Origin of the sequence: Janibacter sp. GS2 (assembly GCF_051200835.1) — a bacterium.
Taxonomy (GTDB): domain Bacteria; phylum Actinomycetota; class Actinomycetes; order Actinomycetales; family Dermatophilaceae; genus Janibacter.
Genome location: NZ_CP195161.1, coordinates 652,673 through 677,468 on the forward strand (window position 1 = coordinate 652,673; position 24,796 = coordinate 677,468).

The window sequence follows — 24,796 nt, forward strand, 5'->3', positions numbered from 1 at the left end:
ATTGTCGGGGGTCGGCCGGGCCTCAGGTGTGGCCGACGAGCAGGGTGGGGGTGCCCAGGTGGGGGTCGCGCACGGTGGCCACCCGGGTGCCGGGCTTGCGGCCACTGCGGATCCCGGAGACCTCGACCCCGTCGGCCACGAGGCGCTCGCGGGTGGCGTCGAGGTCGGCCGCGCGCCAGGCGAGGCCGCCGAAGGAGTCCGGGCCGTCCACCCCCTTCGTCGGGGCCGCGACCTCCACCACCGCGTCGCCGCAGCGGAAGAAGAGCCCGCGGAAGCCGTGCTCCTCGAGGCGACGGTCGAGTCGCAGGTCCAGGCCCAGCCGACCGCCGTAGTTCGCGACGGCCCGCTCGGCGTCGCCCGTGCGCACGACGAGGTGGTCGAGGGTGACGCCGCCGCCCCCGTCGCCCCCGCCGGCGGGGGCCAGTCGCCACTGCAGGCCGGCGATGTCGATGCCGCCGGCGTGACCGCCGAGGCCACGGCGCCGCAGCAGCCGCTCGGTGGTGGCGACGTCCTCGACGCCGAGCACGACGGCGAGCAGGCCCCCTTCGCCCGCGGTGACCTCGACGTCCACCCCGCTCACGCCGAGCCGCCGCCAGGCTGAGCGCGCGGCGGCGGGGTCGGGGCAGGCGATGACGAGTCCGGTGATCCTCACGCACCCATCATGACGGGAGCGACTCGCTGGCCCGCCACGGCTGGGCGAAGGGGGTGGCCGGCCGACCCGTGTCGGCGAGCACGAGCTCCAGGGTCGTGGCGCCGTCGATCTGCTCACGGATGATGTCGGCGTGGCCGGCGTGGCGGGCCAGCTCCTCGACGAAGTGGACGAAGGAGTAGCGCATCTTCGCCTGCGAGGAGTTCATCAGGCCGTACCAGGGGGCCGGCGGCACGGTCTGGTCGGCGTCCGGGTCGACCGAGCGGATCCACGCGACCACGGCCGCCCGGCGGCGGTCGAAGACCTCGAGCGTGCCGGCCAGCGTCTCGTCCGGCCGCAGGGCGAAGGTGTCCATGAACAGCGCGTAGGCGTCCTCGGAGATCCCGCCCCCCTCCTCGACGCGTCCCTCCTTCTCCTCGGGCGAGGCGATGACATAGCTCGTGTGCTTGAGGATCCCGCCGATCGACAGCGCGGAGCGGGTCGGCGTCAGGCGCGCCTGCTCCTCGGTGAGTCCGAAGGCGCTGGCGCGCAGGGCCTCCAGCTGCTGGTCGACGTACTCGGCGTATCCGGTGATCTCGTCGTGGCTGGTCGGGACGTACATGGCAGGTGCTCCTTGGTCCGGGTGTGGCGGGTGTCCTCCGCCTGCCCACCACTCTCCGAGCAATTGCGGACACTTTTCGTCACCGATCGAAGGGAGGATGGGGACATGGCCGAGACGACCGAGCGCGTGCTGCGACTGCTGGGGCTCTTCGAGACCCGCTCCGTGTGGACCGGGCCCGAGCTGACCGGGCTGCTCGGGGTGACCACCCGCACCCTGCGCCGCGACGTCGAACGGCTGCGCGAGCTCGGGTACCCGATCGAGGCGACTCCCGGGGTCGGTGGGGGATACCGCCTCGGCACCGGTGGCCGGATGCCTCCGCTGCTCCTCGAGGAGGACGAGGTCGTGGCCGTGACGGTGGCGCTGCGGGTCGGGGCGCAGGGCATCAGCGCGATCGGCGAGCCGGCGGTGCGTGCCCTGGCCAAGCTCGACCAGGTGATGCCACCACGCCTGCGGGGGGAGGTGGTCGCGCTCGCCGAGGCCACGGCGGTGCTACCCGGCCTCACCGACGAGGTCGACACCGGGGTGCTCGTCGTCCTCGCCCACGCGATCCGCGACCGGGTCCGCGCGCGCTTCGGCTACACCTCGCGCGTCGGCGACCAGGTCGAGCGCGATGTCGAGCCCTACCGGCTCGTCGCAACCGGTCGGCGGTGGTACCTCCTCGGGTGGGACCTGCGAAGGGAGGACTGGCGCACCTTCCGCCTCGACCGGATGGCGGGGGTGCGGGCCTCGACCTTCCGCTTCACCCCGCGCGTGGCGCCGGACCCGGTCGAGCACGTGCAGCAGGCGATCCGTCGCACGGGGGACGCGCACCGGGTGCGGGTGCGGTTGACCGCCGACGTCGAGGCGGTCCGTCGGCGCATCCCGGAGCAGTACGGCACGTCGCGGGAGGTGTCGCCCGGGGTCACCGAGGTGACCAGCTCGGCGGACGACCTCGGCATGCTCGCCCGGCACCTGACGATGGCGGCCTTCGACGTCGGCGCTCGCCTCGAGGTCATCGACCCACCGGAGCTGCGCGGGGCGATCGATGACTTCACCGACCGGCTGTCCGCCCTTCGGGCCCCCTGACTCCTCCCCCTTCGTCCCGCCCCCGATACGAACTACTGCAGGCAGTAGCTCGTATCGCCTGCAGTACCTCGAGATGCTGCGGACGATACGAAATGCTGCCTGCAGTAGTTCGTGTGCGGGGCAGAGGCGTCAGAGGAGCTTGCGGACCACCGAGAGGGGGAGGACCCTCATCGCGGCACCGACGGCGACCCACGGCCTGGCGGGGACATAGGCCTTGGCCTTGCGTCCTTCGACCGCCCCGACCATCGAGCGCACCCCGACCTCGGTGTCGACCATGAACTTCGTCTTCTGCTCGACCTTCTCGTTCATCTCCGAGCGGATGTACCCCGGGTAGAGCACGGTGACGTCGATGTCGAGGTCGGGCTTGCCGATCATCTCGCTGCGGATGCCCTCACCGAGGGAGGCGAGGAAGGCCTTGCTCGCGCCGTAGGTCGTCATCGACTTCGGCATGCCGCGCAGCGCGGTGATCGAGGCGACGAGGACGAGGTGACCCGCGCGCTGTTCGCGGAAGACCGCCATCGCGGCCTCGACCTGGGCGGCGGCGCCGAGGACATTGGTCTCGAGGGTCTCGCGGTTGGCGTAGTGGCTGCCCTTGCCGTACGGCGCGCCCTTGCCCAGGCCGGCGTTGACGATGACGCGGTCGAGGTGACCCAGGTCGCCCTTCGCCTGCCCGAAGACCGCGGCGACGGCCTCGTCCTCGGTGACGTCGAGGGCATAGGTCTCGATCCGACGCCCGGGGTGGGCCGCGAGGATCTCAGTCCTGAGCGCCTCGAGGCGGTCGGTGCGCCGCGCGGTGAGCGCGAGGTCGTGGCCGAGCGCGGCGAACTGCCGGGCCATCTCGGCGCCGAGTCCGGAGCTGGCGCCGGTGATGAGGGTGGTGAAGGTCATGGGGGCTCCTGGGACGGGGACGAAGGGGGTGTCAGCTGATGAGCGCCCGGCAGCGGGCCTCGAGGTAGGTGACCATCGGACCGAAGGCCGCGAAGCGGGGGTTGGTCGTCCTGCCGTGGTGGAAGCGGTGGTAGATCTGCTGCGCGATGCCGGCCAGGCGGAAGAGTCCGAAGATCTCGTAGAAGGCCCACTCGGCCTCGCTCACCGTGAGCTGCCGTGCGGCGCAGTAGCGCTCGACGATCTCGGCGCGTGTCATCATGCCCGGCAGGTGCGTCGGCTGCAGGCGAAGGGCGCGCATCGTCTCGTCGTCATCCGCCTGGACCCAGTAGGCCAGGGCGCCACCGAGGTCGATGAGCGGGTCGCCCACGGTGGCCAGCTCCCAGTCGAGGACGCCGACGAGCCGGGTCGGGTCGTCGGCGTCGAGGACGAGGTTGTCCAGCCGGAAGTCGTTGTGGATCAGGGTGTGCGGGCGGTCTGCCGGCTCGTGCTCGGCGAGCCAGGCCATGACCGGCTCGAAGTCCGGCACGTCCGGGGTGCGGGCCGCGCGGAACCGCGTGCTCCACCCCTCGACCTGTCGGTGGACGAAGCCCGCCCCCTTGTCGAGCGTCGCCAGCCCGGGGGCGGACGCGACGTCGATCTCGTGCAGCTCGATGAGGGTGTCCCACGCCGTCTCGCAGAGCGCCCGGGCCGTCTGCGGCCCGAGCTCCACCTCGGCGGGGACGTCCGTGCCGAGGACCACTCCCTCGAGTCGCTCCATGACGTAGAAGTCGGTGCCGAGCACGGACTCGTCGGTGCACAGCGCGACCATGTGCGGCACGTGGTCGAAGACGGGAGCGATCGCCGCCTGGAGGTCGTGCTCTCGTCGCATGTTGTGCGCGCTGCCGCCGAGAGCCCCGTGGGGTGGGCGACGCAGGACGAGTGCCCGGGCCGGCCAGCGCAGCTCGTAGGTGAGGTTGGAGGCTCCGCCGGAGAACTGTCGCACCGCGGGGTCGCCGTCGAGGTCAGCGGCCACGTCCGGTGGGACCTGCTCGCGCAGCCAGGCGGCCACCCCCGCGACGTCGAAGGCGTCCTCGGCCCGCACCGCTCCGGCGCTCACCGGGTGCTCCCGACGCGGTGGCTCGATCGATCGGAGACGAAGTCCATGCCCAGACGCTACCGCGCTGACTCGCAGGCGGATTCAGGTGTGAGGGGTGGCGCCGGAGGCGGCGCGTAGGGTGGACCGCGTTTTGCCCGGACCCACCGACCGTGACTCCGGGTCCGCGATGCCCGAGCCCACCAGCGCCCGGGCCGAAGGAGTCCCATGACCGCCGTGACACCGCCGGCACAGCAGCAGAGCAGCGAGCGCACCTTCCTCGGGCATCCCCGCGGTCTCGCGACCCTGTTCAACATCGAGCTGTGGGAGCGCTTCTCCTACTACGGGATGCGCGCCATCCTGCTCTACTACATCGTCGACACCACGGCGAAGGGTGGCCTCGGGCTCGACCAGTCGCTCGGTGAGGCGGTCGTCGTCACCTACGGTGCCGCGGTCTACCTCCTGTCGGTCATCGGCGGCTGGCTGGCCGACCGGGTCATCGGTGCCCAGCGCTCGGTCTTCCTCGGTGGCGTGGTCATCATGGCCGGCCACCTCAGCCTCGCCGTCCCGACGGCGACGACGTCGTGGCTCGGTATCGCCCTCGTCGCGCTGGGGACCGGTCTGCTCAAGCCGAATGTCTCGACGATGGTCGGTCACCTCTATCTCGAACGCGACCCGCGCCGTGACTCCGGCTTCACGATCTTCTACATGTCGATCAACGTCGGCGCCTTCTTCTCCCCCTTCGTCGTGGCCTTCCTCCGCGGTCAGTGGGGGTACCACGCCGGCTTCGCCGCGGCCGCCGTCGGCATGTTCTTCGCCCTCATCGCCTACGTGGTCGGCCGGCGCTCCCTCGACCCGCGCTCCGCGCAGGTCCCGCACCCGCTGAGCGCCCGGGACAGGACGCGGGTCCCCCTTCTCGCCGGTGGTCTCATCGCCCTCACCGCCGCGACGGTCCTGATCTCCCGGGCCTGGCGCGGCACCTGGTTCGACGCGGTCATCGACGCCGTCGCCATCCTCTCGGTCCTCGCGTCCGTGTCGTACTTCGTCGTGATGTTCCGCAGCTCGGACGTCACACCGACCGAGCGCAACCACCTGCGCGCCTACCTCCCGCTGTGGATCGGAGCGGTCTTCTTCTGGATGATCTTCGAGCAGGCCGCGTCCAAGATGGCCGCCTACGCCGCCAACCGGACCGACCTCGACTCGCTCGGCTTCGACTTCTCGCCGGAGTGGTTCCAGTCGGTCAACCCGGTGACGATCATGGTCCTCGCGCCCCTCTTCGGGCTGCTCTGGGTCCGTCGGGCCGGGCGCTTCCCGAGCACCCCGATGAAGTTCGCCCTCGGCGTCACCCTCGCCGGCCTGTCCTTCGTCGTCCTCTCGGCCGCGGCGGCGGCCTTCCCCGGCGCGACCTCCCCGGTCTACGTCCTCGTCGGGGTCTTCGTCATCCAGACCCTCGGTGAGCTGTGCCTCTCCCCGGTCGGCCTGTCGGCGACGACGACCCTCGCGCCCAAGGCCTTCGCGAGCCAGGCGATGGCCCTGTGGTTCCTCGCCCCGGCGACGGGCCAGTCCCTGGCCGCCCAGATCATCCGCGCGATGGAGGGCCTGCCGGACGGCACCTTCTTCCTCACCCTCGGTCTGATGGCGGTCGTCGTCGGCCTCGCCCTCGCCGCGATCTCGCCGTGGGTCCACGCCCGGATGCGCGACGCGGAGCCGGACCACGAGGCCGTCACGACCTGACCTGCGGTCCTGATCTCCCCGGCGAGGTCAGACGCGGACGGCCAGGGCGTGGCGCACGCAGCGCACCCGCAACCGCCGAGCGGGCTCGAGGACGTCGCCGTCGAGCTGGACGTGCAGCGGCTGCTCGCTCGTGACCATCACCTCGGTCGAGGCCCGGGTCTGCAGACCGGCGACGTCACGTCCCCAGCCCAGCGTCCCCTTCGCCGCCACCCCGAGCCACTGGTCGGGGCGGCGCACGGTGACCTCCAGGACGTCGAGGAGGCCGTCGTCCAGCAGTCCGCCCGGAGCGATCGCCACCCCGGCACGCACCCGGGAGCAGTTCGCGGCGAGGACGCTCCACGCGAGGATCTCGCGCTCGGGCCCGTCGTCGTGCCGCACGGTGACCGGCACCGGTCGTCGCAACGCCGAGCGGGCGGCGGGCGCGACATAGGCCGCCCAGCCGATGCGCTCCTTGAGCCCGGGGCGGGTGGCCGCGACCGTCGCCGCGTCGTGACCCATCCCCGCCAGCACGACGAAGGGGAGGTCGTGCGCCTCGTCGTCGAGCCGGGCCAGTCCGAGGTCGACCGCCCGGGCCTCGCCCGTCACGGCGACCACGGCCGCGGGGCCGATGCCCCTGGGCAGGTCGAGGTTGTGGGCGAGGAGGTTGGCGGTGCCGATGGGCACGACCCCCATCTCGACCCCCGTGCCGGAGACACCGTGCGCGACCGCGCGGACCGTGCCGTCGCCCCCCGCGGCGATGACGACCCGGGCGCCGTCCGCGACCGCGGCGCTCGCCTGGGCGTGGCCGGTGTCCTCACGCGTGGTCAGGTGCACCGCGGGCTCCGGCCAGCCGGCCGCCCGGGCCGCGGCGGTGACCGCCTCGAGCGCCCGCTCCCATCCCCCCTTCGAGGGGTTGATGACGAGCGCGGACCTCACTCAGCGGCCGTGCGGGAGTCGTCGAAGACGATGATCGATCCGCCGTAGCTCGCGACCCACACCCGCTTCTTCGTCGGCTCGTAGGTGATGCCGATCGGCAGGGCGTCGGTCTCCTTGGTGTGGGTGACCGCGAAGTCCTCGACCCGGATCTTGCTCATCGTGCTGCTGGCGTAGTTGCCGACGTAGAGGGCGCTGCCGTCGGGGCTCATCGTCATCGACCGGGGCTGGTCGCCGACGACGACCTCACGGGTGACCTCGCCGGTCTCGGCGTCCACCTCGCTGACCGTGCCCTCGCCGTTGTTGGACACGTACACCGCGCTGCCGTCCGGGGAGGTGAGCAGGTGCCGCGGGCCGTCGCCGGTGGCGGCGAAGTCCTCCACGGCGCCGGAGTCGAGGTCGACCGTGACCGTGCGGTCGTCGCCCATGAGCGCGACGTAGGCGGTCTCGTCGTCGGGGGAGATCGCGATGCCCCGCGGGTACGTGCCACCGAGGGGGATGGTGTCGGTGACCTTCGCGGTCTTCGTGTCGACGACGGTGAGGTCGAAGGAGCACCAGTTGGTCACGAGGACCGTGGATCCGTCGTGGCTCGTCGCGACGTACTTCGGCACGGCGCCCACCTCGACGACGTCGGTGACCTTCAGCGTCGAGGTGTCGACCTTGTAGAGGAAGCTGTCGGAGGTGTTCTCCGGGCCGGTGCACGCGTCCTTGCCCTCGGGGAGGAAGCCCTCGCCGTACATCGAGTAGTTGCTCACCCATGCGGTCTCGCCGTCGGGGCTGAAGGCCATCTCGACCGGCGCGCCCTGGCTCTCGCCGGCGTGCCCGGTGACGCCGAACTTCGACAGGTCGACGGAGTCGTCGATGGTCTTCTGCAGGGCGCCCTCGGCGGTGAAGACGCTCATCGTGTGCGTGTACATCATGTTCTGCGCGAAGACCTGTCCCGAGGTCGAGGCGACGACCGACTTCGGCGTCAGCTCGCCGGTGATCCGCTGCACCCGCACGGGGTCGGAGTCGGCGGGGTCGGCCTTCTTGCCCTGCTTCTTCGCGGGGGACTCCTTGGGGGCGGGGGACTCGACCTCCACCGGCGAGGAGGTCTTCGTCTGTGACTCCGGCTCCTTCTGCGGAGTCGACGTCGTCGTGGTGGGCGAGTCGGCGGAGGCCTGCTGCTCGTCCCCACCGAGGACCTTGCCCAGCGCCAGCACGGCGAGGACGAGGGCGAGCACGGCGGCGAGCGCCAGGACGATGCGTCGGCGGCGGATGTAGACGGGATCAGGATTGATCTTCACGTGGGTACCTCGATGTGGACAGCGTCCCGTCGAACCTAGGCCCGGGAGGGCTCGGGACGGTGGAGGCGCACCGTGCCCGACCAAAGGATGACGCAGGGGAGACCTTCGGTCGATGTGCGCGCTGCCGGGGCGTGGTGGGCTGGGGGGCATGGGTTCGAGTCAGGTCTACGAGATGACGCTGGGCGGCCGTCGGCACCGTGTCGAGACGACGGTCGGGAGCTTCACCCACGAGGTCACCTGGTGGGTCGACGGCGAGCAGATCGCCTCCGAGAGGTCCGCCGGGAGCTCGGTGGAGCTCTCGGCCGATGCGGATCACCCGTGGGCCGATGAGGCAGGGGCGATCAAGGCACGGTTCACGGCTGCCGGGAGGCCGGTGCGGGCCACGTGGTTCGAGGGCGCGCGGGCCGGGGCCGCTGCGGCGGCAGTCGTCGGGACCGGCGGTCTCGACCTCGTCCCGGAGGCCGGCTCGCCGGCTGCGGAGCGCGAGGAACGGATGCGTGCCCATCCGCGCCTCTTCGCCGCGCGCCACGTCGTGCTGGGCATCGGCAAGGTGGTGGCTCCCTTCATCGGTGCGGCGCTCGTGGCCTGGCTGCTCTCCCGGCTGCCCTCGCTACCGCTGCCGGACTGGGACATCCCGTGGCCGGACCTCGATCTCCCGTCGATCCCGTGGCCGGACATCCCCTGGCCGGGCGTCGACCTCCCCTCGTGGCAGGCCCCGGGCTGGGTGAACTGGGTCCTCGACCACCTCAAGTACGTGATCCCGGTCCTCTTCGGGCTCGGGCTCGCCCGGCGCGAGGTCACCCGCCGACGGGAGCAGGACGAGAAGCGTCGGGAGATGGCTGCCGGGTCAGCGGCGCGGGACGTCCCGTCGGGTGAAGCCGAGGACGCCGAGCCCGAGGAGGGCGAGACCCCCGATGCCCGCGACGAGCGATCCGGTGACGTCGACGTCCTCGGCGGGGACCGTACCGACGAGTGCGAAGGGGGACCCGTCGACGAGCCACGTGGGCAGGTCGAGGCCGGGGCCCATGTAGGCGAGGACCGCGGCCACGGCGAAGAGCGCCCAGACCGCCGGCTGGAGCCGGGGTGACCACCCGAAGAGCGCCACGCTGAGTCCGGCGAAGAGGAGCGCCACCGGCAGGTGGGCGGCGCTGGCGCCCAGGAGCGTCCCGACCCACGAGAAGTCGTCGAGGGCGCTGGCCGTCGACACGGCGAGGGTGAGGGCGCCCACCACCCCGACGACGAGGGTGCCGAGGGCGACGACGCCCAGGTGCGGAGCCAGCCAGGCGATGCGGCCGCGCGCCTCGCTCAGCTGCAGCTCGAGCCTCCCGGAGGTCTCCTCGGAGCGGAGCGACCCGAGGGACTGCAGCACGTAGCCGCTCACGAGCATCGACAGCAGCAGGACGAACATCGCCGCCATCGGCTCGACGATGCCCGCGTCGCCGCCGCCGAGGAAGGCGGCCAGGTCCGGGTTGCCCTCGAAGGCGTCGATGACGGTCTGGGTGAGCGACCCGTAGGTGCCCATGAGGATCGCGACGAGCAGGGCCCAGCCGATCGTCGTGCCGCGGTGTTCGCGCAGGGCCAGACCGAGCGGGGTGCGCAGTCCCGCGCTCGCCCGGTGCGGCCCGGTGCGCGCGGCCACGAGGGAGCCGCCGACGTCGCGGCGGGCGGACAGCCGCAGGGCGAGCGCGAGCAGCACGAGCGTCGTCGCCGCACTGAGGACGAAGGGGAGGAGCTGCGGATCCCCGAAGGGCGCCGCCTCGTCGTACCACCCGTGGGGTGAGAGCCACACGACCCAGGTGTCGTCGACCGCGCCGATGCCGCGGACGATGTAGGCGGCGAGGGTGAGGGCCAGGCCGGCGCCCCAGACGGACCGCTGGTGGCCGAAGGCCTGGGCGAGCACCGCGGTGACGCCGACGAAGACCGCTCCGAGGGCGAGGACGGCCGCGCCGTACACCAGGGATCCGAGCGTGTCGGCCCCGACGGCGAGGAAGGCGAGCGAGGTCAGGACGCCGAGCGTGACCAGGGCCCCCAGGGCGAGGAGGACGGCCGCGACGAGCGGCGCCTGCCGCCCCATGCGGGAGGCGAGGAGGAGCTCGAGACGACCGGCCTCCTCCTCCCTTCGCGTCCCGCGGACGGTGAGGGCGATCGCGAGCAGCGGCACGGCGAAGGCGACGACGAAGCCGAGCTCGTTGGCCATCACCCCGCCGAGGGTGTCCACGCCGGCGACGGCGCCGTTGAGCATCCGCAGCGCGGGGGTGGCCGTCGACTCGGAGTAGCTGCGCAGCTTCTCCGGGGTGTCGTAGAGCTCGGTGATCGAGGTCGTCGTGATGAGGACGAGCGCGAAGAGGCCGAGGACCCAGGCCGCGAGGGCCTTCCACCCGGTGCGCCACTGCACACGCAGGTTGATCCCGATGCCCGAGGTGTGGATCGAGGTGGACGCGCTCATCGTGCCGGCTCCGGGCTGGGGGTGGCGCGGTACTGCTCGAGGAAGAGGTCATCGAGACTCGGCGGGGTGATCGTCAGGGTGTGCACCCCGGCGGCGTGGACGCGGCCGACGACCTCGGCGATCGCGGTGGCGTCGACGTGGCAGCGGACCTCGGGGCGGCCCTGCGAGGTGCTGGCGACGAGGGCGGTGATGCCCTCCAGCGCCTCGAGGTCGAGGGGGCGGTCGGTCACCGCGTGCAGCTGGCTGCTCGTGCTGCGGCGCAGGCCGGCCAGCGTCCCGGTCGTCACGGTCTGCCCGGAGCGGATGATGCTCACCCGGTCGGCGAGCGCCTCGACCTCGCCGAGGATGTGGCTCGAGAGCAGGACGGTCGCGCCCTCGGCGACGCGCTCGCGGAGGGTCTCCTGGAAGACCTGCTCCATGAGCGGGTCGAGGCCGGAGGTCGGCTCGTCCAGCAGGAGCAGGTCGGCGTCCGCAGCGAGGGCGGAGATCAGGGAGACCTTCTGCTTGTTTCCCGTCGAGTAGTCGCGGGTGCGCTTCCTGGTGTCGAGGTCGAAGCGCTCGACGAGCTCGGCGCGACGGCCCTCGTCGAGTCCTCCGTGGGCCCGGCCGAGGACGTCGATGCACTGGCCACCGGTGAGGCCGGGCCAGAGGGTCACCCCGGCGGGGACATAGGCCAGGCGGCGATGGAGCTCGACGGCGTCGTGCCAGGGGTCGCCGCCAAGGACGCTCACCCGGCCGCTGTCGGCGCGGGTGAGGCCGAGCAGGACCCGGATCGTCGTGGACTTGCCGGCGCCGTTGGGCCCGAGGAAGCCGTGGACCTCGCCCCGGGCGACCTCGAGATCGAGCCCGTCGAGGGCGTGGGTGCTGCCATAGGCCTTGTGCAGGTCCTGCGTGTGGATGACCGGTGCATCGCTCATGGGGTCTCCTCGGACGAAGGGGGTGGATCGGGTGTCGTCGCGTCGGCCGGCGCCGTATCGGAGGTCGGGAGGAGTGCGGCATACGTCCGCATCGCCTCCGCGGCCCAGCGCGTGAGCCCCTCGCCGCGAAGGGGGTCGTAGCCCAGGACCTGCTTCCAGTGGTCGGTGAGCAGGAGCAGGCCGAAGTCCGCCGTCATCGTCAGGGCGGCGCGCGTCTCCGGGTCCGGGCCGGCCTCGATGACCCCGGCGGCATCGAGGCCGCGGTAGATCTCGGTGCTTCGCCGGTGCCAGGTGCGCAGGAGGTCGGTCGCGGCGGGGTCGCCCGTCATGAGCAGCCGCCGCAGGTAGCGGGGCAGGGGTGCGCCCTCGGGGAAGGCCCCCGCGATGACGTCACTGATCGAGGACAGCTCACCGGCGGCGAGGTCGTCGGTCATCTGCTCGTCCGTGGCGGCCCCGATGAGGCCGTCCATCCAGGCCCGCACGTGGTCGACCACCGCCTCGCGCAGCCCCACCTTCGACCCGAAGTGGTGCACGACCAGCGCGGGGGAGACGCCGGCGAGCTCGGCCACCTGGCGCAGCGTCACCCGGTCCTCGCCGTGCTCGGCGAAGAGCTCGAGGGCGGCATCGCGCACCCGTGCCCGTGCGGTGCGATCCTCGATGGCTGAACTCATGTTCAGTATGCTAAACGCGCGTTCACCCCCGGTCAAGGCGATACGAACTACTGCAGGCAGTAGTTCGTATCGTCAGCAGCACCACGAGCTACTGCCGGTCATACGAGCTACTACTGACCCGGCGCTGACTAGGGTCTCGGGCATGTCGACAGTCCACGGGCTCCTCCTCGCGGCCGGCGCCGGGCGCCGGATGGGGATGCCCAAGGCCCTCAAGCGCGACCCTGACGGCACGCCGTGGCTCGCGCGGGCTGCCGGGGTGCTCCTCGACGGCGGCTGCGACGGGGTGACGGTCGTCCTCGGTGCCTGTGGGGGGAGGGCGGCCATCGACATCCCGGGTGTCCGGTACGCGCTGTGCCCCGACTGGGAGGAGGGGATCGGCGCCTCGCTCGCTCATGGTCTGCGCGAGATCTCCGCCTCGGGCGCGTCCTGCGCGCTGGTCCACCTCGTCGACCTGCCGGACGTGACGGCCCTGGTGGCGCAACGCCTCCTGCAGCCGGAACCCGACGCGGGCGATCTGCGGCGCGCCGTCTACAGCGGGGTGGTCGGGCACCCCGTCGTCATCGGACGCGACCACTGGCGGCCACTGCGCGCGGAGCTCGCGGGGGACCGAGGAGCCGGCCCCTACCTGCGTCGACGCGGTGCGCTGCAGGTCGAGTGCGGCGACCTGGCGTCGGGAGTCGACGTCGACTCCCCCCAGGAGTGAGGCGACGCCGCCTGCGTCGTGGCGGTCGAGCCTGCTCCCGTGCCCGGTGAGGACCGTGAGTCCGGACGCACGTCGTAACTGTGCGTACTCGTACTACTGACACTCTGGCAATGGCTGACCGGGTGGTGGAACTTTGCGGCCCCCTCTGTGGAGCTGCGCGCTCCCGGTCGTGACCGATCACCGTGAACCTCTATTTTCCGGTGTTGGCCAGCCCTTTGCGGGTGGGTGGACCCGGGGTCGCGGCGGGTCGCGAACAGGCTCTCTCGTGCCAGAAGGTCTTGACGAACCCCTAATCGTGCGTATAGAAACGACCACCAGATCCGCTCGCCGCCGAGTACGAGGGAGATTCATCGATGAATCAGCTGACGTCTGCAGACCTGGTCCGTGCCTGCACCGAGGAGCTGAACCTGCCCCCCGGCGAGACGACGGTCGTCGCCGACGGCGCCCCCATCGAGGACTCGAACACCCCCTTCGCCACAGCGCACACCGAACTCGCGACGCCCGTCGCATCCCCAGGAGGCCACACGTGTCCATGAGCCAATCCCTCGAGGTCGTCGTCGTCGGCGGCGGTCTCGGCGGGCTCACCGCCGCACTCGCCATGCGCCAACAGGGACTGCGGGTCACCGTCCTCGAGCGCGCCGCCGAGCTCGGCGAGGTCGGTGCCGGCATCCAGACCGCGCCCAACGCAGCGCGGGTCCTCATGGGCCTCGGCCTCCTGCCGGAGCTCGAACGGATCAGGACGGAGCCGCAGGACCAGGTGCGCCGTCGGTGGAAGGACGGCAGCGTCATCGGGCTCACCGCGCTGGGCGGGTACGTCAAGGAGACCTACAACGCCCCCTACTGGCACTACCACCGCGCGGACCTGCACCAGGTGATCCACGAGGCGTGCATCGACCCGGACGGCCACGGCCCCGTCGTCGAGGTCATCACCAGCGCGCAGGCCGACGAGGTCGACCAGTCCGTCCCCGCCCGACCGGTGGTCGTCACCGTCGACGGACGCCGCTTCGCCGGTGACGTGGTCGTCGGTGCGGATGGCATCCGCTCGGCCGTGCGCGATGCGATCGGCGGAGAGGACACCCTCGAGTTCTCGGGTGAGATGGCCTACCGGGTGCTGGTGCCGGGCGACCGGGTCCGTGCGGACCCGGCCACGCGGTGGCTCGTCGACCGCTTCCAGAGCACGATCTGGTACGGCCCCGACCGCCACCTCGTGCACTACATGATCCGTGGCGGCGATCTGCTGAACATCGTCGCGATCGTCCCGGCCGATGACGACATCGCCTACACCTGGTCGAGGCCTGCGAGCGTGGACGAGATGCTCGAGCAGTACAAGGACTGGGACGATCGTGTGGCCGCGATGCTCTCGAAGGCCGGGCATGACTGCAGCGTGTGGGCCATGTACCACCGGCGCCGTGACCCGGTGTGGCGTGACGGCAACGTGGCGCTGCTCGGTGACGCCTGCCACGCGATGCTGCCGTACCAGGCGCAGGGCGCCTCGCAGGCCATGGAGGACGCAGGCGTCCTGGCCGAGGAGCTGGGCAGCGTCGCCCGTGACGACATCGAGTCAGCACTCGCCCGTTACGTCGCCCGCCGATCCAAGCACGCGGGCATGGTCCAGGACGCCTCGCTGCGCAACAAGGACTTCTACCACCTGCCGGATGGCCCGGAGCAGGAGGAGCGGGACCACAAGCTGGCCACCTTCAACGGCGAGTCCGACGTGTCCTATCACTGGCTCTGGAGCGGCAGCCCGCTGAACAACGCCGACATGGAGTCCTACCACTACCAGTTCCGCCGCTGAACCACCGGTTCAGACGGTCCGCGCGACCCCAAGGGGTGAGACACATTGGAGACCAACATGCGCACTGGCGACCAGATCGTCCAGAACCTTCCCTGGCGGTGGAACGTCCAGGGAAAGATCTTCCTCATCGGTGGACTCGGCTATCTCTTCGACGCCTGGGACATCGCCCTCAACGGATTCCTCACCCCGCTCGTCGGTCTGGACTTCGGCCTCTCCGACGGGGCGCGGGGCTACGTGGCCACTGCCAATCTCATCGGCATGGCCATCGGTGCCATCACCTGGGGCAGCATCGCCGACCGGCTCGGTCGCAAGAGGGCCTTCAGCATCACGCTGATGATCTTCGCCCTCTTCTCCGTGCTGGGCGCCTTCTCGCCGACCTACGGCGTCTTCCTCGCCTTCCGCTTCCTGGCCGGATTCGGTCTCGGCGGGTGCATCCCCGTCGACTACGCGATCGTCGGTGAGTTCTCACCCAAAGCCATCCGCGGCAAGGTGCTGACCGCGCTCGACCTCTTCTGGCCGATCGGCGCCACCCTCGCCGGTCTGTCTGCCTGGGCCCTGCTCGACGTCGAGCACAACTGGCGGATCATGCTCGGGATCATGGTGCTTCCCGCACTGCTCACCTTCTGGGTGCGTCGCGGCGTCCCGGAGTCACCGATCTACCTGGCCAAGGTCGGGCGTGAGGCCGAGGCCCGCGAGATCATCGACCGCCTCGTCCGGGAGACCGGGGCGGATCCCGAGCCGTACGAGATCAAGCCGCCCGTCGTCGAGGCGCGGGTCAACGGGGTCGTCGCGGGAGTGCGTCAGCTGCGAATGATCTGGGGCCGCATGCCGATGACCACCCTCACGGCGTGGATGCTCTTCGTCAGCATCATGGTCGTGTACTACGCCGCGCTGAGCTGGTTGCCGACGCTCCTGTCGGACGCCGGCGCGACCTTCACGGTCGCCTTCCTCGGCTCGACGATCATGAGCGCCATCGGCATCTTCGGTTGCGCCCTCTCGGCCGCGCTGGTGGACATCACCGGCCGCAAGTGGTTGCTCGGCGTCAGCGCGACCCTCGGCTCGATCGCTCTGGTCGGCATCGGCTACACGCTCGAGATGACCCACCTCGCGCTCGTGGCGATCGGTGTCTTCGGTTTCGTCATCCAGATCGCCATCCCCGTCCTCTACGCCTACATCGCGGAGATCTACCCGACGGAGATCCGCGCCAGCGGTTTCGCCTGGGCCTCCTCGGCGAGTCGCGTCGCGACCGGCCTCGCGCCGATCGCCTTCAGCGCCTGGATGTTCCCGACGCTGGGTCTGGTCAACACCTTCCTCATCCTCATGGTCGCCGTCTTCGTCGCCGTCGCGATGATGGCCAGGTTCGCTCCCGAGACGAAGGGAATGGACCTCGACGCCGTCGTCGAGGACGACACGGGTGCCGCGGTGCGTTCGCCTGCCGTCGTGCTCGACTGATCCGGACGTGGACAGTGTCGTGCGGTGGGCGTCGGTGCGCGAGGACACCGGCTCGCCCGGCCGGACGTGCCGGTCGCATGGTGTTCTGGGACACTGACCGAGGAGCCGAGAAGGTTCTCGCCGAGGCGCTGCGCGTCGGTGGCGTGCAGTGACGACAAGGGGCGAACGGGTGAGCAGGACCAGGAGCGACGTGCGGCGAGCCGAGACCCCTGACCAGCTGGGGAGTGCTCCCGGCTTCGTCATCCGCAAGCTCTACCAGTCGTACACGGCCGCCTGGTCGCGGATGGTCGACACCCAGCTCACCGGCCCCCAGTTCGCCGTCCTCGACGTCCTGGATCTCTACGACGGGTCCGACCAGGCCTCCGTGGGCTCGGCCGCGGCACTCGACGCCTCGACGATGGTCGATGTCGCGCGGCGCCTGGAGCGCCGGTCGCTCATCGTGCGCACGCGCTCCGACGTCGATGCCCGACGCAAGGTCGTGCGGATCACCGCGCTGGGTGAGACGGAGCTCGCGAAGAGCCGGAGGGGGCGTGATGCTCTCGACCGGCGGCTCTTCTCCCACGAGCCGCGCCGCAAGGACGAGATCATGGCCGAGCTCAACGACCTCAGTCAGCGATGGGCCGAGCTCGCCGCCGAGCTGGCTGCCGCCGACGACTGACCGGGCCCACGCGCGTCCGTGGCCGGGTCACGGCCCCTGCGCGGACCGACTCGAGGATGCAGGCGGTAGACAGGGGTCATGGACCCTCACGACTCAGGCCGCATCGCCCGCTCCCTCGAGACCCTCCACGCCTTCGGGTACTTCGCCCCGGAGGTGCAGGAGGAGCTCACCCGGATCGGGCTGGAGAAGGGCCGGATGTGCTACTTCGCCTCCCGCAGCGCCCCGATGGGCGCGGTCTCGCCCGGCACGGTGGCCGCGACCTTCTTCGTCTTCAACCCCGCTCTCGTGGCGCACCGGATGGACGGTGCGTGGACGCTGGCCTCGCCGGAGGAGGTCACGGCAGCCCGCTATCGCGGCGTCTCGGCGGCGTGGGGTCGGCTCCTGGGTGACCTCGACCCGGACGACCTCGCGGAGGCGGCGGAGCTGGCCCGGACCGCGGCCCGGGCCTGCTCGGTCGCCGGCCGCCCGCTCTGCGCCGGCCACGCCGACCTGCCGTGGCCGGACGCGCCCCACCTCGTCCTCTTCCACGCACTGAGCCTCCTGCGCGAGCACCGCGGCGACGGGCACGTGGCAGCTCTCCTCGAGGAGGGCCTCTCCGGCCTCGAGGCCCTGGTCACGCACACCGCCACCGGTCGGGGCTTCACGGTGGCTGCCGCGCAGGCGACGCGCGGCTGGAGCGAGGAGGAGTGGGGCGCGACGGTGGCCGACCTCGCCGAGCGGGGCGTGCTGACGCCGGATGGTGGCCTGACCGAGGAGGGGCACTCCCTTCGCCGGCGCATCGAAGAGGCCACCGACCGGATGGCCGGCCAGCCGTGGCAGGCCCTGGGTCAGGAGGGAGCCACCCGGCTCGCCGAGCTGGGCCGACCCTGGGTGCGGCAGGCGGTGGCGGGCGGAGCGTTCCCGAAGGGCGTCTTCGCCTGACGGGATGTCGGCCACCGGGCGTAGCGTCACCTCCATGACTGCTGCCATCGGGGAGGACGACCTCCCCGACAACCCGTGGCCGGCCCTCTGGGCACTCGTCGTCGGGTTCTTCATGATCCTCGTCGACGTCTCGATCGTCTCGATCGCGACGCCGGCCCTGATGGACTTCTTCGACGCGGGGATCGAGCCGGTGCTGTGGGTGACGAGCGCCTACCTGCTCGCCTACGCGGTGCCCCTGCTCATCACCGGTCGCCTCGGTGACCGGTTCGGGCCCAAGCGGCTCTACCTCATCGGTCTGGCGGTCTTCACCCTCGCCTCGCTCGCCTGCGGGCTGAGTCCGACGATCGGCGCGCTCGTGGCGGCACGCGTCGTCCAGGGCGTCGGCGCCTCGATGATGACGCCGCAGACGATGGCGGTCATCACCCGGACCTTCCCCCCGGAGCGTCGCGGTTCGGCGATGGCGCTGTGGGGCGCCACGGCCGGAGTCGCCTTCCTCGTCGGCCCGCTGCTCGGCGGCCTGCTGCTGGACTCCCTCGGCTGGGAGTGGATCTTCTTCATCAACGTGCCGGTCGGGGTCATCGGCTTCGTCGCGGCCCTGCGGCTCGTGCCCACGCTGCAGGTGCACGCACGCGCGATGGACTGGGTCGGTGTCGCGCTGTCCGCGATCGGTCTCTTCCTCGTGATCTTCGGTCTGCAGGAGGGCGAGCAGCGTGACTGGGGTGCCATCCTCGGCCCGGTGACGATCCCGGTGCTCATCGGGGTGGGGCTGGTGGTGCTCGTCGCCTTCGTCGCCTGGCAGGCGCGCGGGCCGAAGGAGCCGCTCGTCCCCCTGAGGATCTTCCGCGACCGCAACTTCTCCCTGTCCAACATCGCCATCACGACGATGGGCCTGGCCGTCACCGCGATGATGTTCCCGCTGCTCATCTGGCTGCAGACGGTGCGCGGCTACTCACCCACCGGCGCCGCCCTGGTCATCGCGCCGCAGGCCATCGCCTCGATCGTCCTCGCCCGGCGGGTCGGTCAGCTCGTCGACCGGATCCATCCGCGGGTGCTGCCCGCACTCGGGCTCGGTGGCTTCGCCATCACCCTCTTCGTCCTCTCCCGCCTCATGACCCCCGACTCCCCGATGTGGGCGGTCCTCGTCGTCGTGACCTTCATCGGCATCACCGGGGCCTGCATCTGGGGGCCCTTGGCGACGACCGCCAACCGCAACCTGCCGATCACCCTCGCCGGGGCCGGTGCCGGGGTCTACAACACGACGCGCCAGGTCGGCTCCGTCATCGGGTCGGCGGCGATCGCCGCCCTGATGTCCGCGCGGATCGGCGCGCACCTCGGCCCCGAGGCGGCCGAGCGCTTCGCCGGCGGACCCGAAGGGGGAGCAGGTGGCGGCGGCGCCCTGCCCGCCGCAGTGGCCGAGGCGCTGTCGTCGGCCCTGGCTGATGCGATGCTCCTGCCCGCAGCGGTCCTCGTCGTCGGCGCGGTCGCGGCCGTCGCTCTCGAGCAGATGAGCCACCGGGGACGACCGGTCAGCGGGGGAGATCAGCAGTCGCCCGAGCGTGCTCCGTCGCGATCCACGTGAGGTCGACCCGGTACTCACTCATCCGGCACCCGAGCCCGTTCGGCTTGATGGCGATCCCCTCGTCGCTCCAGAAGCCGAAGGCCGTCTCCCGCTTGTGCTTCGGCGGGTCGCCGGCGGCGCTGACCACCCGCCACCAGGAGACCCCGCTGCCGTACTCGCGCAGGACCCACCCGACCTGGCGTGGCCCGGTGCCCACGAGGGCGGCGATGTCCCCGTACGAGATGACTCGCCCGGGCGGAACGAGCTCCACCGCCCGGAGCACCCTCTCGACGAGGACGTCGTCCATGCTCACTCCTCGGTGATCGTCACGCTCTCGATCGTGTGGACCGTGGCGGGCGCGCCCTCCCCGGCGGACCCGTCCTCCTCGATCGTCGTCACGACGTCCTCGCCCTTCGTCACCGTGCCGAAGAGGCTGTAGTCCGGCGGGAGCTGCACACCGCTGTCGCCGGTGATGACGAAGAACTGCGAACCGTTGGTGTTCGGACCCGCATTGGCCATCGCGACCGAGCCGACCTCGTACTCGCCCTGATCGGGCAGCTCGTCGTCGAACTGGTAGCCGGGACCGCCGCTCCCGTCCCCGGAGGGGTCGCCGCCCTGGGCCATGAAGTCCTTGATCACGCGGTGGAAGGTCAGCCCGTCGTAGTAGTTGTACCGGGCCAGGACGACGAAGTTGTTCACGGTCTTCGGCGCGGCCTTCGCATCCAGGTCGATCTCGACCTTCCCCGCGTCCGTGGTCACCGTCGCGGAGTACTCCTTGGCCTCGTCGATGCACATCGGCGGGGCGGACTCGAACTGCGTCACCCGCTCCTTCGCCCCGTCAGCGGGCGGGCACTCGGTCTTCCCGCTCACGGTGCCCCCGGAGCCTGACGAGCCCGAGGAGTCGGAGGAGTCGGAGGAGCTGTCGGAGCTGCCACAGGCGGTGAGGGTGAGGAGGGCAGCGGCGAGGACGGGAGTAGCGCGACGGATCATGTGGCGAGTCTACGAAGGTCCCCGGGCGGGGCGCATGATGGAGGGCATGGCCTCGCTCACCCACACGCTCGGGATCCGTCACCCCATCGTCTGCGCACCCATGGCCGGTGTGGCCGGTGGGCGCCTGGCGCACGCGGTCTCTGCCGCGGGTGGCCTGGGCATGATCGGGGCCCGCGGCAGCGCGACGAGCGAGTGGATCGCCGAGCAGGCGGCGCTCGCCGGGGAGGGAGGGACCCCCTTCGGTATCGGGCTGATGGCCTGGGTGCCGCAGCTGTCCACCCAGCTCGACGCGGTCCTGGCGTTGCCGGACCATCTGCGGCCGGCCCTGGTGTCGGTCTCCTTCGGGGACCTCGCGGCGCCCACCGGGCGGCTGCGGGAGGCCGGGCTGCGGACCGCCTGCCAGGTGGGCAACGCGGCCGACCTCGACGCCGCGCTCGGCGCCGGCGCCGACGTCATCGTCGCCCGGGGTGGCGAAGGGGGCGGACACGGCCGTGACGAGGTGGGCGCCCGGGCCATGCTCGACCTCGCCCTCTCGGCCACCGACACCCCGGTCCTCGCTGCGGGCGGGATCGCCACGGCCGAGGACGTCGCCCGGGCGCTCGCCGTCGGGGCGGCCGGGGTCTGGTGCGGCACCGCCTTCCTCACCTGCCGCGAGGGCGACAACAGTCCGCAGGCGCGCGCCGCTCTCATCGGGGCGGTCGCCACGCGCTACTCCCGCGTCCACGACGTCGCCCAGGGCATCGCCTGGCCCCGGGAGTTCGGCGGGCGGGCGGTGGCCACCCCCTTCGTCGAGGAGTGGGCCGGCGCGGAGGAGACGATGACGCCCGAGGCGAAGGCCGAGCACGCCGCCGGCCGGGACCGCGCCGACACCGACTACACGCCGCTCTACGCGGGGGTCGGGGTGGGCCGGCTCGGGGCGGAGACCGACGCCGCGAGCGTCGTCGCGGCGCTCGCGGGGCGCGGTTGATTCCCTGTGGGTGACGCCACAGGATGAGGGCATGAGCGACGAGACCTCCGCGGGTGTCCACTTCCCGGCCGATGACCAGGGCCGGCGGTCCACGACGACCACGACGAAGGGCGTCCTCGCCGACGCGGTCCGCGGCGTCGACCCCGCCCTCGCCGAGCGCATCGACGGCTCCCGCGCGTGGCGCAAGGACTACGTCGACCTCGTCCACGCGGTGACGGGCGCCAGCGCCGACTCGGCCGACGCGGCCTCGCGGATCGCCGCCGACGGTCTGTCCTCGATGCGCCGCCGGATGGTCCTCGCCGACGAGGCCGGGCATGAGACGAGCCTCGCCGAGGCCGAGCTGACGATGCCGACCGGTGCGGCCCCCTTCGGCACCGAGAGCGTCCGCGGGACGGGGGAGCCGGTCACCGAGCTGCGCGTCCCGCTCGACGGCCGGGAGCTCGCCGGCGACGAGCTGCGGGGGCAGCTGGGTGCCTGGGTGGATGCCGGGGTGGTCGAGCCGTCCTTCGCGACCGCGGTCGGCGAGGTCATCGACCACCCGGAATGGCTCGCGCTGCCCGGCCACCGCGCGCTGCTCGTCGGCGCCGGAGCCGAGATGGGTCCGCTCGAGACGCTGCTGTCGTGGGGGGCCGACGTCCTCGCCATCGACCTGCCGCGCAGCCGCGCGTGGCGGTACAAGAAGGGCGTGGCCACCCGTGGCGCGGGCACCCTGACCTTCCCCGTCGACGAGTCCGGTGACTCCGGCGCCGACGTCGTCCACCAGCCCGGCCAGGTGCTCGAGTGGATCCGGCGGGTGCGCGGTGAGGTCCCGCTCGCCGTCGGGATGCACGCCTACGCCGACTCCGGGGTGCACGTGCGGGTCAGTGCGGCGATGGACCTGCTCATGAGCGAGCTGACGGATGACGACGCGGGCACCGCCCTGGCCTGGCTGGCCACGCCGACCGACGCCTTCGTCGTGCCGCCCGAGGTCGTCGCCGCAGCCCGTGAGCGGTGGGCCCGGCGCGGGGTGGGGGTCAAGGGGATGCAGGCGCCAGCCCGCGTGCTCGGCCGGGGCGCGCTCTTCGCTCCCGCCTACCGCGATGCCCGCGAGGACCGACCGGGCATCGCCGACGTCCTCGTCCCGCAGCAGGGACCGAACTACGCGATCGCCAAGCGCCTGCAGCGGTGGCGCGGAGTGGCCGCCGAGGGAGCCGGCCAGCGGGTCTCCTTCAACGTCGCCCCGGCGACCTGGACCCGGTCGGTGACGAAGAACCCGGTGCTCGGCGCGGCCTACGGCGGGGCGCACCACTTCGGGGTGGAGGTCTTCGCGCCGGAGACGGTGCGGCCGCTCATGGCGGCCCTGCTCGTGCGCGACCTCGTGTGCAGCCCGCCGCAGCGCGCGCACCCGGAGGAGCTCTTCAGCGACGCCGCTGCGCACGGCGGGCTGTGGCGCGCCGGCTACGAGCCGAAGACCGCCCTCGGGGTCGCCGCGGTCGCGGGTCTGCCCGGGTCGGTGCGGCGGCGGCTCGCGCGCTGAGGCCCGGGCCGCCCCACGAGGTTTCTCGGGTGACCCGAGAAACCTCGCCTTCGCAGGGGTTTATTACTCATGCGAAGGCGATGATTTCCGGGTCACCCGAGAAACTTGAGGTGGGTCGAGGTCTCAGCCGCCGCCGTCGTGGCCCCGCAGCAGCTGGGAGAAGTCGGTGACCGGAGCGAGCTGGCCACCCGCCTCGCCACCCGTGGGGGTCAAGCCGGTGACACCGGTGCGCTCGGCGACGACGAGAGCCGCGAGCTCCCCGGCGGCTCGGTGCACCCGACCCTCGAGATCGCTGTCGCCGCCGAAGTCCTCGGTGGCCGCGAAGACCCCCGTCGGCACGACGACCGCGCGCAGGTAGGCGAAGAGGGGGCGCACCGCGTGCTCGAGGACCAGGCTGTGTCGGGCCGTGCCGGCCGTGGCGGCGATGAGCACCGGCGTGCCGGTCAACGAGTCCGTGTCCAGCAGGTCGACGAAGGTCTTGAACAGGCCCGAGTAGCTCGCGCTGAAGACCGGCGTGACGACGATGAGGCCGTCTGCCGAGGCGACCTGTCGCTTGACGGCTTCGAGGCGGGGGGTCGGCCGGTGCCCCGAGACCATCGTCTCGGCCATCTCGACCGCGAGCTCGCGCAGCTCGACGAACTCGACGTCGAGGGACTCCCCGCGTCCGCCCACGGCGGAGCGCGCGGCGTCGGCGAGCTGGTCGGCGAGCAGCCGGGTGCTCGAGGGTTGGGAGAGTCCGGCGGTGATGACGACGACGGTCCGACTCATGTGGAGGCGAGCTCCTTCTCCTGCTGGGCGATCGCGACCGGGCTGGTCACGACCTGGCGGTGCGGGCTGTCCGGGCCCTGCGCCACGAGGGACGCGTGGGTCGGGGGCTCGCTCGGGACGTGTGCCGGCCGACGGGCCTCGAACTCCGTGCGCAGCACCGGCACGACCTCGCGGCCGAGGATCTCGACCTGCTCGAGCGCCATCTCCAGCGGCAGCCCGGCGTGGTCCATGAGGAAGAGCTGGCGCTGGTAGTCACCCACGGAGTCCGCGAAGGACAGGGTGCGCTCGATGACCATCTCCGGGGTGCCGACCGTCAGTGGGGTCTGCGTCGTGAAGTCCTCCATCGACGGCCCGTGCCCGTAGACCGGTGCCTTGTCGAAGTAGGGCCGGAAGCGTCGCTTGGCCTCGGCCTCGGTGTCGGCCATGAAGGCCTGCCCGCCCAGGCCGACGATCGCCTGGCTGGCCTCCCCGTGGCCGTAGTGCTCGAAGCGACGACGGTAGAGGTCGACCATCTGGGCGGTGTGCTCGATGTTCCAGAAGATGTTGTTGTGGAAGAACCCGTCGCCGTAGAAGGCGGCCTGCTCGGCGATCTCCGTGGAGCGGATCGAGCCGTGCCAGACGAAGGGGGCGACCTCGTCCAGCGGTCGGGGGGTCGCCGTGAATCCCTGCAGGGGGGTGCGGAACTGGCCCTTCCACGTGACGTTCTCCTCGCGCCACAGGCGGCGCAGCAGGTGGTAGTTCTCGATCGCGAGCGGGACGCCCTGACGGATGTCCTTGCCGAACCACGGGTAGACGGGTCCGGTGTTGCCGCGGCCCATCATCAGGTCGACGCGGCCGCCGGAGAGGTGTTGCAGGAAGGTGTAGTCCTCCGCGATGCGCACCGGGTCGGTCGTGGTGATGAGGGTGGTCGCGGTCGAGAGCTTCAGGCGCTCGGTCCGGGCCGCGATGTACGCGAGGTGCGTCGTGGGCGCCGAGGGGACGAAGGGCGGGTTGTGGTGCTCGCCGGTCGCGAAGACGTCGAGTCCGACCTCCTCGGCCTTGAGCGCGATCTGCGTCATGGCGTGGATCCGCTCGCCCTCGCTCGGCGTGCGGCCGGTCGTGGGGTCCATGGTCACGTCGCCGACGGAGAAGAGTCCGAACTGCATCGCTGCCTCCAGAGTTGTTGAAGTATCAACCAGTATAACTCTGGGGAAGTACGCGGTATTCCGGGGGTCTTTGCTCCCACTT

The 24,796-nt window shown here is 71.7% G+C and carries 24 protein-coding genes; 11 read left to right on the plus strand and 13 right to left on the minus strand.

Features of this window, described 5'->3' with window-relative positions:
- Window positions 1–22 precede the first annotated feature (22 nt).
- Window positions 23–652, minus strand: a complete 630-nt coding sequence (locus tag ACR9E9_RS03215) for a VOC family protein (protein ID WP_435201624.1) — start codon at window positions 650–652, stop codon at window positions 23–25.
- A gap of 7 nt (window positions 653–659) precedes the next feature.
- Complete coding sequence (locus tag ACR9E9_RS03220; RefSeq protein WP_435201626.1) at window positions 660–1,250, minus strand: DUF664 domain-containing protein; 591 nt, start codon at window positions 1,248–1,250, stop codon at window positions 660–662.
- A gap of 105 nt (window positions 1,251–1,355) precedes the next feature.
- On the opposite strand from ACR9E9_RS03220, the gene ACR9E9_RS03225 reads away from it, so the two are divergent.
- The gene (locus ACR9E9_RS03225) at window positions 1,356–2,315 is read left to right on the plus strand and encodes a helix-turn-helix transcriptional regulator (protein ID WP_435201628.1); all 960 of its coding nucleotides are present in this window, start codon (window positions 1,356–1,358) and stop codon (window positions 2,313–2,315) included.
- A 129-nt stretch (window positions 2,316–2,444) separates the two neighbouring features.
- On the opposite strand, the gene ACR9E9_RS03230 is transcribed toward ACR9E9_RS03225, so the two are convergent.
- Both ACR9E9_RS03230 and ACR9E9_RS03235 read right to left on the minus strand, forming a co-directional pair.
- Window positions 2,445–3,203, minus strand: a complete 759-nt coding sequence (locus tag ACR9E9_RS03230) for an SDR family oxidoreductase (RefSeq protein WP_435201630.1) — start codon at window positions 3,201–3,203, stop codon at window positions 2,445–2,447.
- Between the two features lie 31 nt (window positions 3,204–3,234).
- On the minus strand, window positions 3,235–4,299 hold the full coding sequence (locus ACR9E9_RS03235; RefSeq protein WP_435201632.1) for a phosphotransferase family protein: 1,065 nt from the start codon (window positions 4,297–4,299) through the stop codon (window positions 3,235–3,237).
- A 204-nt stretch (window positions 4,300–4,503) separates the two neighbouring features.
- On the opposite strand from ACR9E9_RS03235, the gene ACR9E9_RS03240 reads away from it, so the two are divergent.
- A complete protein-coding gene (locus tag ACR9E9_RS03240; RefSeq protein WP_435201634.1) occupies window positions 4,504–6,009 on the plus strand; it encodes a peptide MFS transporter in 1,506 nt (501 codons plus the stop codon).
- 27 nt (window positions 6,010–6,036) lie between these two features.
- Here the strand turns inward: ACR9E9_RS03240 and ACR9E9_RS03245 are convergent, their stop codons facing one another.
- The 5 genes from ACR9E9_RS03245 to ACR9E9_RS03265 all read right to left on the minus strand — a co-directional run bounded on the left by ACR9E9_RS03245 (window position 6,037) and on the right by ACR9E9_RS03265 (window position 12,241).
- Window positions 6,037–6,924 (minus strand): diacylglycerol/lipid kinase family protein, encoded by an 888-nt coding sequence (locus ACR9E9_RS03245; RefSeq protein ID WP_435201636.1) that lies wholly within the window; start codon window positions 6,922–6,924, stop codon window positions 6,037–6,039.
- A complete protein-coding gene (locus ACR9E9_RS03250; RefSeq protein ID WP_435201638.1) occupies window positions 6,921–8,207 on the minus strand; it encodes a beta-propeller fold lactonase family protein in 1,287 nt (428 codons plus the stop codon). The genes ACR9E9_RS03245 and ACR9E9_RS03250 overlap by 4 nt, the downstream gene beginning before the upstream one ends.
- Before the next feature lie 847 nt (window positions 8,208–9,054).
- Window positions 9,055–10,653, minus strand: a complete 1,599-nt coding sequence (locus tag ACR9E9_RS03255; protein ID WP_435201640.1) for an ABC transporter permease — start codon at window positions 10,651–10,653, stop codon at window positions 9,055–9,057.
- Window positions 10,650–11,570: an ATP-binding cassette domain-containing protein gene (locus ACR9E9_RS03260; protein WP_435201642.1), complete on the minus strand. Its 921-nt coding sequence runs from the start codon at window positions 11,568–11,570 to the stop codon at window positions 10,650–10,652. The genes ACR9E9_RS03255 and ACR9E9_RS03260 overlap by 4 nt, the downstream gene beginning before the upstream one ends.
- The gene (locus ACR9E9_RS03265; RefSeq protein ID WP_435201644.1) at window positions 11,567–12,241 is read right to left on the minus strand and encodes a TetR/AcrR family transcriptional regulator; all 675 of its coding nucleotides are present in this window, start codon (window positions 12,239–12,241) and stop codon (window positions 11,567–11,569) included. The genes ACR9E9_RS03260 and ACR9E9_RS03265 overlap by 4 nt, the downstream gene beginning before the upstream one ends.
- Window positions 12,242–12,383: 142 nt before the next feature.
- Between ACR9E9_RS03265 and ACR9E9_RS03270 the strand changes: the two genes are divergently transcribed.
- From ACR9E9_RS03270 to ACR9E9_RS03300, 7 genes are all read left to right on the plus strand, one after another.
- On the plus strand, window positions 12,384–12,944 hold the full coding sequence (locus tag ACR9E9_RS03270; RefSeq protein WP_435201646.1) for a nucleotidyltransferase family protein: 561 nt from the start codon (window positions 12,384–12,386) through the stop codon (window positions 12,942–12,944).
- 353 nt (window positions 12,945–13,297) lie between these two features.
- Complete coding sequence (locus ACR9E9_RS03275; RefSeq protein WP_435201648.1) at window positions 13,298–13,480, plus strand: hypothetical protein; 183 nt, start codon at window positions 13,298–13,300, stop codon at window positions 13,478–13,480.
- On the plus strand, window positions 13,477–14,739 hold the full coding sequence (locus ACR9E9_RS03280) for an FAD-dependent monooxygenase (protein WP_435201650.1): 1,263 nt from the start codon (window positions 13,477–13,479) through the stop codon (window positions 14,737–14,739). The genes ACR9E9_RS03275 and ACR9E9_RS03280 overlap by 4 nt, the downstream gene beginning before the upstream one ends.
- Window positions 14,740–14,796: 57 nt before the next feature.
- A complete protein-coding gene (locus tag ACR9E9_RS03285) occupies window positions 14,797–16,191 on the plus strand; it encodes an MFS transporter (RefSeq protein ID WP_435201652.1) in 1,395 nt (464 codons plus the stop codon).
- Between the two features lie 169 nt (window positions 16,192–16,360).
- Window positions 16,361–16,849 (plus strand): MarR family winged helix-turn-helix transcriptional regulator, encoded by a 489-nt coding sequence (locus tag ACR9E9_RS03290; RefSeq protein ID WP_435201654.1) that lies wholly within the window; start codon window positions 16,361–16,363, stop codon window positions 16,847–16,849.
- 78 nt (window positions 16,850–16,927) lie between these two features.
- The gene (locus ACR9E9_RS03295) at window positions 16,928–17,770 is read left to right on the plus strand and encodes an SCO6745 family protein (protein WP_435201656.1); all 843 of its coding nucleotides are present in this window, start codon (window positions 16,928–16,930) and stop codon (window positions 17,768–17,770) included.
- Between the two features lie 34 nt (window positions 17,771–17,804).
- A complete protein-coding gene (locus tag ACR9E9_RS03300) occupies window positions 17,805–19,349 on the plus strand; it encodes a DHA2 family efflux MFS transporter permease subunit (RefSeq protein WP_435201658.1) in 1,545 nt (514 codons plus the stop codon).
- Here ACR9E9_RS03300 and ACR9E9_RS03305 read toward each other — a convergent pair.
- Window positions 19,297–19,635, minus strand: coding sequence for an MGMT family protein (locus ACR9E9_RS03305; protein ID WP_435201660.1), 339 nt, complete (start codon window positions 19,633–19,635; stop codon window positions 19,297–19,299). The two genes, ACR9E9_RS03300 and ACR9E9_RS03305, sit on opposite strands and share 53 nt — an antisense overlap.
- A 2-nt stretch (window positions 19,636–19,637) precedes the next feature.
- Complete coding sequence (locus ACR9E9_RS03310) at window positions 19,638–20,318, minus strand: peptidylprolyl isomerase (protein WP_435201662.1); 681 nt, start codon at window positions 20,316–20,318, stop codon at window positions 19,638–19,640.
- 46 nt (window positions 20,319–20,364) lie between these two features.
- Between ACR9E9_RS03310 and ACR9E9_RS03315 the strand changes: the two genes are divergently transcribed.
- Window positions 20,365–21,285, plus strand: coding sequence for an NAD(P)H-dependent flavin oxidoreductase (locus tag ACR9E9_RS03315; protein WP_435201664.1), 921 nt, complete (start codon window positions 20,365–20,367; stop codon window positions 21,283–21,285).
- A 31-nt stretch (window positions 21,286–21,316) separates the two neighbouring features.
- Window positions 21,317–22,801 carry a hypothetical protein gene (locus ACR9E9_RS03320; protein WP_435201666.1) on the plus strand — a complete coding sequence of 495 codons (1,485 nt, stop codon included), beginning with the start codon at window positions 21,317–21,319 and terminating at the stop codon, window positions 22,799–22,801.
- A gap of 123 nt (window positions 22,802–22,924) precedes the next feature.
- Here the strand turns inward: ACR9E9_RS03320 and ACR9E9_RS03325 are convergent, their stop codons facing one another.
- Both ACR9E9_RS03325 and ACR9E9_RS03330 read right to left on the minus strand, forming a co-directional pair.
- Window positions 22,925–23,569: an FMN reductase gene (locus ACR9E9_RS03325; RefSeq protein WP_435201668.1), complete on the minus strand. Its 645-nt coding sequence runs from the start codon at window positions 23,567–23,569 to the stop codon at window positions 22,925–22,927.
- On the minus strand, window positions 23,566–24,714 hold the full coding sequence (locus ACR9E9_RS03330; protein ID WP_435201670.1) for an LLM class flavin-dependent oxidoreductase: 1,149 nt from the start codon (window positions 24,712–24,714) through the stop codon (window positions 23,566–23,568). Before ACR9E9_RS03330 ends, ACR9E9_RS03325 begins: the two co-directional genes overlap by 4 nt.
- Between the last annotated feature and the right edge of the window lie 82 nt (window positions 24,715–24,796).

Excerpts from the sequence above, each read along its gene's own strand:
- ACR9E9_RS03315 (WP_435201664.1), top strand. The coding sequence starts at position 20,365 with ATGGCCTCGCTCACCCACACGCTCGGGATCCGTCACCCCATCGTCTGC.
- ACR9E9_RS03330 (WP_435201670.1), bottom strand. The coding sequence starts at position 24,714 with ATGCAGTTCGGACTCTTCTCCGTCGGCGACGTGACCATGGACCCCACG.
- ACR9E9_RS03225 (WP_435201628.1), top strand. The coding sequence starts at position 1,356 with ATGGCCGAGACGACCGAGCGCGTGCTGCGACTGCTGGGGCTCTTCGAG.
- ACR9E9_RS03320 (WP_435201666.1), top strand. The coding sequence starts at position 21,317 with ATGAGCGACGAGACCTCCGCGGGTGTCCACTTCCCGGCCGATGACCAG.
- ACR9E9_RS03270 (WP_435201646.1), top strand. The coding sequence starts at position 12,384 with ATGTCGACAGTCCACGGGCTCCTCCTCGCGGCCGGCGCCGGGCGCCGG.
- ACR9E9_RS03295 (WP_435201656.1), top strand. The coding sequence starts at position 16,928 with ATGGACCCTCACGACTCAGGCCGCATCGCCCGCTCCCTCGAGACCCTC.
- ACR9E9_RS03220 (WP_435201626.1), bottom strand. The coding sequence starts at position 1,250 with ATGTACGTCCCGACCAGCCACGACGAGATCACCGGATACGCCGAGTAC.
- ACR9E9_RS03260 (WP_435201642.1), bottom strand. The coding sequence starts at position 11,570 with ATGAGCGATGCACCGGTCATCCACACGCAGGACCTGCACAAGGCCTAT.
- ACR9E9_RS03310 (WP_435201662.1), bottom strand. The coding sequence starts at position 20,318 with ATGATCCGTCGCGCTACTCCCGTCCTCGCCGCTGCCCTCCTCACCCTC.
- ACR9E9_RS03265 (WP_435201644.1), bottom strand. The coding sequence starts at position 12,241 with ATGAGTTCAGCCATCGAGGATCGCACCGCACGGGCACGGGTGCGCGAT.
- ACR9E9_RS03280 (WP_435201650.1), top strand. The coding sequence starts at position 13,477 with ATGAGCCAATCCCTCGAGGTCGTCGTCGTCGGCGGCGGTCTCGGCGGG.
- ACR9E9_RS03230 (WP_435201630.1), bottom strand. The coding sequence starts at position 3,203 with ATGACCTTCACCACCCTCATCACCGGCGCCAGCTCCGGACTCGGCGCC.
- ACR9E9_RS03255 (WP_435201640.1), bottom strand. The coding sequence starts at position 10,653 with ATGAGCGCGTCCACCTCGATCCACACCTCGGGCATCGGGATCAACCTG.
- ACR9E9_RS03275 (WP_435201648.1), top strand. The coding sequence starts at position 13,298 with ATGAATCAGCTGACGTCTGCAGACCTGGTCCGTGCCTGCACCGAGGAG.
- ACR9E9_RS03325 (WP_435201668.1), bottom strand. The coding sequence starts at position 23,569 with ATGAGTCGGACCGTCGTCGTCATCACCGCCGGACTCTCCCAACCCTCG.
- ACR9E9_RS03305 (WP_435201660.1), bottom strand. The coding sequence starts at position 19,635 with ATGGACGACGTCCTCGTCGAGAGGGTGCTCCGGGCGGTGGAGCTCGTT.
- ACR9E9_RS03300 (WP_435201658.1), top strand. The coding sequence starts at position 17,805 with ATGACTGCTGCCATCGGGGAGGACGACCTCCCCGACAACCCGTGGCCG.
- ACR9E9_RS03285 (WP_435201652.1), top strand. The coding sequence starts at position 14,797 with ATGCGCACTGGCGACCAGATCGTCCAGAACCTTCCCTGGCGGTGGAAC.
- ACR9E9_RS03240 (WP_435201634.1), top strand. The coding sequence starts at position 4,504 with ATGACCGCCGTGACACCGCCGGCACAGCAGCAGAGCAGCGAGCGCACC.